General features: G+C 44.2%; 5 protein-coding genes. All 5 read right to left on the bottom strand.

Going from position 1 to position 7,279, the window contains the following annotated elements; genetic code table 11:
* Positions 1-1,139: hypothetical protein (locus GX019_09910; GenBank protein ID HHT37474.1), on the bottom strand; the 1,139-nt coding region annotated here is incomplete at its 3' end.
* 141 nt (positions 1,140-1,280) lie between these two features.
* Positions 1,281-3,395, bottom strand: coding sequence for a hypothetical protein (locus tag GX019_09905; protein ID HHT37473.1), 2,115 nt, complete (start codon positions 3,393-3,395; stop codon positions 1,281-1,283).
* 153 nt (positions 3,396-3,548) lie between these two features.
* Entirely contained in the window at positions 3,549-4,547 is a 999-nt protein-coding gene (locus GX019_09900; protein ID HHT37472.1) for an Ig-like domain-containing protein, read from the bottom strand.
* Between the two features lie 251 nt (positions 4,548-4,798).
* A complete protein-coding gene (locus tag GX019_09895) occupies positions 4,799-6,559 on the bottom strand; it encodes an ABC transporter ATP-binding protein (GenBank protein HHT37471.1) in 1,761 nt (586 codons plus the stop codon).
* Positions 6,549-7,279, bottom strand: a 731-nt coding sequence (locus tag GX019_09890; GenBank protein ID HHT37470.1) for an ATP-binding cassette domain-containing protein, incomplete at its 5' end; no start/stop codon positions are given. The genes GX019_09890 and GX019_09895, both read right to left, overlap by 11 nt.

The raw sequence follows: 7,279 nt of genomic DNA, 5'->3' as shown, positions 1-7,279 counted from the left end.
TCAATTTTCTTTTCGCCGGTGTTTTCCGGAGTAATTTTGCCGGTGATATAGATAATGAGTGGGTAAGGCTCGCCGTATTTGGAGTCTCCTTTATGCCTTCTTTCGTTTTTGTAAAGCTCATCGTATAAGTCCCTGCCGTTGTCGATAAACAGGATTTTCTCCTGCGGACATCCGGCTCCACCTGTAGTTCCACCGTTTTCCGCTGCCCAACCCACCAGCCCAAAGAAGGCATCATCTATGGTCGGAGGGGGATCTGATGGTATCTCTGGGTTAGGATCATTTGGATCCGGATCATCTGGCTCTTCTGGATCGGTCGGAGGAGATCCATCCTTCAGATCCCATATCTCTATTTGGTCGATAAACAATCCGGCTGCACCGCTGCTTCCGACAATGCCTCGGAAATTAAGGATGCCTGTGCCGGTGTACTCGGTGTTGAGGTTTATCTCGATAACCTGAAAATCTGCGTTTGTGATAGGGTGCTCGCCATGGGCACGAAACTCGGCACCGCCTGTGGAATACTGACTGCCAACTGCAAGTTTCAAACCGCTAACAGGAGTTCCGCTCCGATCATCATTTTTGATGATTAGTCTCAATACCGGTTTAACAGCCTTATCCAGTCCCGGTATTGAGAGGGCAAAACGCTGGCTGCCCATTTCAATTATCCCGCTGTTTACAGGAATAGTTCCTGAAATAGCGTGAAGGGAACTGGGATTATCAAGGAGCGAAGCTGCATCCTTCAGTCTAGAGCCATCTGGAATGCTGTCAAAAGTTTCCCTGAAAAGGAGAGTTTCTTTTGGCTCAATAATTGTAATGACTACCGCTTTGGATTTTGTCCCTTTAAATGATGCGGTAATAGACACGGATCCACTCTTAATCCCAGTAAGAACAACCTGCCTGCCGCTGGGCGCGCTTAACTCGGCGTCACTTCCTTCCAGCTCCCATAATATTTCAGAATCATCTACGATGAGTTCACTGCCGTTTTCTTTGATCACTGCATTTAAAACAATTGATTCGTTAATAAAAATTTCAGAGCCTGCGGCTTCAATTTCTATTGTGATTTTAGCCTTAGAAGCCGAAAAACAGCCCGTCATAGCTAATGATAAAATTAAGATCAGAACAAATAAGTACTTTAACCGCATAGTTCGACCTTCTTTCTTCAAGTCTGTCTAATGACTATTATTATCTATGCAGTAGGCATACATAATAAAGAGTTGGCTGCTGACAGATTTGTATCAGCAGCCAAGGATATAGACCTCCACTGTTATTAGCTCCAGAGTAGTCTATAGGTACTCAACTTTGAAACTCTTAATCTTGATAATCGCACTACTTTCAACTCTCAGCTGAATAAAAGAGTTTTCGGTTCCAACATTCGGTGTTACCTCTATAACTCCATTCTCGGGAAGGGCTTCTAGAGATACACTGTATGGTCTGGAAGCTGTACTTCCTTTTGAAGCGTGGATAGATTTTCCTGCAGATGTAGTGTTATTGTCAATATAGATCTGGAATTTTTTAGACAGCTCTCCACTAACTGTATCATATTCCACTGTTATTTTATATGATTTGCTGAGGTCAAAAGTTCCTCCGGCGTCGGTATCTGCGTCTGTAGTCTCTGCTCTGTCACTAGGCATACCGATGGTAAATCTTGCCCCATCAAGTACAAGCATGCCGTTCTCGAGTGTGATCTTGCCTCCGGTTAGTTTGTACATCGGTTGATCTGGATCACCAGGCAGTGATTTGTAACTGGCCTTCCAGAAGTCATCTATGCTGGTTAAACCAGTAAAGTCCTCGGATATAATCAACGTTGAATCTTCTTTGATTATTGCTTCGATGAATTCTGCTACAGCAGTATTTATTGCCACAACGGCACTGTCAATTGTATCTTGGTCAGCTTCGGGATCGTTTAATACACCTTTAGCTTCGTCAATGGCTGCTTGCAGTGCTGTATGAGCAGCTTCCGGAGCATGACCAGGCTCGCTGCCTACAGGTGTACCGCTCTTTAACGCTTCTGCCTCTGTAATTGCTGATTCTAGTGCAGTTTTATCAACAATGATGACTTCTTCCAGCTGAATGAGGCGAATTTCGTCGATATAAACAGAAATCTCCCCATCAGCATTTCTTAAAATGAACTGAAAGTAAAGGTTCATATCTGCAAGTTGTTCATTGGTTAAGCCTAAATCATCTCTCAGATTAAATACAAGCTCATTCCATCCGTTTTGGAATGCTGAGCGCTTAAGTGTTTTGCGTTCTGTTCCATCTGGATATTGGAAAATGAAAGCGTAGTCTCTGTTCAGTCCCTCGGTATTTTCAACATAAAACCACAATGTTATATGGTCATATTCGCGCCAATCGGTAATCCAATTTGGATGAGCGACTCGAACTCTGAACGGTGATGGGTTTCCTATTATAGTATGTTTAAGGCTTGTTGTTCCAGACTTGATATAAGCCGGATCGGTGTTGTATTCAATTGCTCCCTTACCATCAGTAGTAAATGCACCGGAATAAGAACTGTCAATGGTGAATGTATGAACCTTAAGTGGATCTTCCGCAGTAACTATTTCCGAGTTAAACTTGGAAATTGCTGCTTCTAGAGCAGTTACAGCTTCGTCGACATCTTCTTGAGCGGCTTCATCGTCATCGACTACTACTGTCGCTGCGTTCACAGCGGCTTCTAACTCAGCATGGGCATGAACCGGAGCCTGTCCCTTGTAAATGCCGCTTGGAGTATTCTCCAAGAGTTCTTCTGCTTCGTTAACAGCGGTAATCAGAGCGTCTTTATTAACAGGGTCTGGCTCTGGAATAATCGCTTCTTTGAATGAGGCAATAGCTGCGCTTAAGAGATTGGCAGCTTCGTCAACCTGTTCTTGAGTAGCTTCTTCATTTTCATTTACGGCGTTGGCATTATCTAAAGCACTCTGCAGTGCTGTATAATCAGCTTCACTGACTTGACCGGGCTCGTCGCCTACTGTGGTTTCGTCCAGTAAAGTTTCAGCCTCATTTATCAACTGTTCAAGCTGTTCGCGATTGACTGGTTCTGGTTCAGGCTCTTCATCGGCTTTTTCGATTGTAATCTCGATTGAATCAGAGACTTTGCCCTGAGAAACAGTGATTTTTACTTTACCTTCAGCATTTTCATTGGCAGTAAACACTGCTTTAGAACCATCAGTTTCTAATTCGCCTAATGTTTCATCATTTAATTTCCATTGGAGTTTAGATAAAGGTATTTCTTTATTATTTTTGCCAAAACCCTTGGCAGAAAGATTTACCGACTCGCCTTGCTTAATTGTATCATTGTCTGCCGAAACAACAATTTTCTCCAGTTTGTTGAAAATACTTAAGCATCCCGAAAACGTCACAGCAAAAACCAGCAGTGATACAAGCAGAATGTTTCGTTTCAATCCTTAAACCCCCCAAAAAGGTATAATTTGGCTTACCAACAGTTCATCATTGTTGGCAAGCCAAGGGCAAGATTGTAATCTGAATCTGTTCATGTTACAGACCGAGATTGGCATCTTACTATTGAATCGAGCTCTTAAACAATGGGGTGTGATCTACTCCTCAATATACTCAACAGTAATTCTCAAGAGAGTAACACTACTGTTTGATTCGGTTCTGAACTGCAGGAATGAAGTTTCTGTTCCGAGTTCTGGTTCAACTTCAATAACTCCTATACTTGTTTCAGAATCAACCCGATCTTTGAGTTCTTCCATGTTCAGCTCAATAATTCTGGAATCAAAACTATGTTGAGTGTTCTTGTATGAAGTTGTGTTATTGTCGAGATAAACGAAAAACCTCTTAGTGCTTAATTCTGGTACATTGCCTTCGCTGTCTTCGAATGTACCCGGATCCGAATATTCGATTCTTATTTTATAGGGCTTGGATAAATCGAGGACACCGTTTGCGGTCTTGTCGCTGGCAGTATTCTCATGATCATTCGGCATACCTGCAGTGAAACGTGCTCCAGATAATACTAATTTACCATTCTCAACGGTAATGCCACTGCCTCCGCCTTTAATGTGGTAAAACGGCATATTTGAGTCTTCGGTTAGTTTCTTGTAGTCAGTGCTAAAGAACGTGTCTTTATCTGCTGCTTCAACTTTTTCATCGAACAGAATATTATCTTCCTCTTCTTCATCATCGCCAGGATCTTCAGTTGCTTCCTTAACAGTTACATCGACCTCATTGACGATGTCGTTATATGAAACAGTGATTACTGCTTCACCAACTTTTTTACCGGTTACAGTAACTTCTTTGCCTGTGTTAGCGGACAACACAGCTACTGGTTCTGCTTCTTCGTCGTTTTCTTCAAGAGGCTCAACAACTTTATCTTCGATAACCCACTTGATGTCTTTGCCATCTATTTTCTTAATTTCTTTTCCTTTTTCATCTTTAACGGTGACAGTTAATTTTTGGGAATTGCCCACTTCAATCTCAACGGCAGCTGGTTTTACTTCCAATTCCTTCGGCTCAGGTTTTAAGAAAGATAAACATCCGCTCAAGCCTACAGCTAAAACTAGAACTAATACAAGCAGAAGATTCTTTTTATACATCTATGCTCCTCCTTAATTAGTTTAATGGATAGAAAACAGTGCTGCCCTCCTTTCATACTTTTCTGTCAAATGTGCTGATATTCATCTAAAATTAACCATTCTACAATATCTGGGGGTATTCCTTCCTAAAAAATAACACAACTTCGGTTTGTTGAAATATATCTGAAGAATGTTAAGGCTGGGGTTTGGATAGTTTAAATGAAAAAGCTACCAGTATTCTAAAACACTGATAGCTTTAACTTTTATCCAGTCTATTCAGTTTTTGCGATCATCTGGCTGGTAGACAGCTGCCAGTACTCGCCTTTTAAAGCGAGAAGTTCTTCATGAGTACCCTGTTCTAAGATCCGGCCTTTGCCGATGACAATAATTTGATCCGCGTTGCGGATGGTCGACAGGCGGTGAGCAATCACAAATGAAGTGCGCCCTTTTAGGAGCTCAGCCAAAGCTCGCTGCACTTTCTGCTCGGTTAGCGTGTCTACATGGGCTGTCGCCTCATCAAGAATTAAGATTCTCGGATCAGAAATCAATGCCCGGGCGAAGGAGATCAGCTGTCGTTGTCCTGTTGAGAAGTTTGCTCCCCGCTCAGTAAGAACCGTATCTAAAGTCACATTGTGCTGAGCAAAAGTCTCTGCCAGTCCAACTGTCTCCAGTGCCTTCCAAATCTCTTCATCGGTGGCTGTGGGCTTACCGAACTGGAGATTTTCCCTCAAAGTCCCTGAGAACAGGAACGGATCTTGAAGCACAAGTCCAATCTGTCTGCGGTAGCTTGCCAGTTCATGCTCGTGAATGTTGATGCCATCTACTAGGATTCTGCCTTCCAGTGGATCATAAAAGCGGCACAGCAGATTAATGATCGAAGTTTTTCCCGCGCCAGTATGTCCTACCAGAGCAATGGTTTCACCGGGTTCAGCTTTTATACTGATATTGTGAAGTACTATCTCATCAGGATCGTAGCCAAAGGTAACCTGATCAAATTCAACACTGCCCCTGATTGGCGGCATGGGAGGCAGGTTTTCGTCAACCTCGACTTCCGATGCCATAATTTCATTGATTCTAACTGCACCGGCGAGCGCTCTTTGGATAATTCGGTACGCTTGGGATAATCCCCGCAGTGGACCAAAAAACTGCCCGGCATAAGAAGTCATGGCAACTAAGGTACCAGGAGTTGTGGTTCCATCCAAAACCCAGCGGCCTCCGAAAAAGAGAATTGCCGCTGAGCTTAAAACCCAGGACAGGTCAACGGTGGGCCAGAAATAGGAGTAGGTTGCAATGGCCTTCATGCCGGCTTGGAGTAGGCTGTGGTTTTCTTTTTGGAACTTCTCATGGAAATATTCTTCAGCGTTAAAGCCTTGAATTACTCTGATGCCGGATATACTTTCCTGCAGATTAGTATTAACCACCGAGGTCTGTTCCCGCACCAAATCCTCCGCTTTGCCGATTCGAGCTGTGAGGTAGGTGAGGGCAAAGGCTAAAATTGGTGCTACTGCCAGAGTCACTAAGGTTAAGCGCCAGTCAAGCCAGAACATTACTGCTAAAAAACCCACCAGCTTTAAAGAATCTATTACCATGCTGACGATAGCGTTGCCCACTAGTTCCTGCAGAGCATCAACGTCACTCGTTAAGCGGGTGATCAGCTTGCCGACGGGAACTTTATCAAAGAACTTTACCGGCAAAAGCTGCATTTTGGCAAACAGATCATTGCGTACAGCCTTGATCGAACTTTGCCCGACATAGGCCATCAGCCGTGCCCGCAGAATATTGGCTCCGCTCATAGCCATCGTCAGCGCCACTGCAAGTGAAACCAGGGTAAATAATCCTTTTAGGTTTCCGTCTATGATATGGTTATCAATTGCCGAGCGGATAAACATAGGCATGAAGATGCTGATTAAGCTGGCGGCAATCATCAATCCGATCGCTGCCCACAGTTTTCCCAACTGAGGCTTAATGTAGGGAACTAACAGCATGAGATCGCGGATTGTCCCCTGCCGCCGCTCAGGTTCCTTATTTGTCACTGCTGTTCACCTCTGATTCCACAAGTAAGCTCATATTTTCACTCTGGATGCGGTAGAGTTCTGTGTAAACGCCGTTTTTGGCAAGCAGCTCCTGATGTGTACCCTGCTCTACAATTCTACCTCCATCTAAGACTACAACATGGTCGGCTGATTGGGCAGTGGTTACCCTTTGAGCAATCACGATTACGGTTCTGCCCTGATAAAGATCGTTTAAAGCCTGCTGCAGAGAGGCTTCTGTTTTCATGTCCAAACTTGCCGATGAATCATCAAAGATGAGAATTGGTGGTCCTTGGAGAATGGCTCTGGCAATAGCGATTCTCTGCCGTTCGCCTCCAGACAGCCCGATGCCCCGTTCTCCAACGATAGTGTCCAGTCCATCGGGAAGGTTATCGATAAAGCTTTGAGCCTGGGCTGCTTCAATAGCCTGGCGGAGCTGCTCCTCATCTGCCTGTTCACCCATGGTAATGTTATCCCTGAGCGTGGTTGAAAAGAGATAGTTGTCCTGAAACACAAACCCGATTTGACTGCGGAGATTGGATAAATCCCAGCGGCGAATGTCGATTCCATCGATGGTAATATTACCTTCGGTGGGATCATAAAACCGAGCCAGCAGATTGGCAATGGTTGTTTTGCCGCTTCCCGTCATGCCCAGCAGGCAGACTGTGGATCCCTTCGGGATGGTTAGGGAAAAATCCGCAACCGCTTCTTCGCCATTAGGGT

The organism is Bacillota bacterium, from assembly GCA_012837335.1.
Lineage (GTDB): Bacteria > Bacillota > Limnochordia > Darwinibacteriales > DTU012 > DTU012.
Note: the sequence above shows the minus strand (reverse complement) of the source record. Positions and strands in the feature narration are given on the sequence as shown.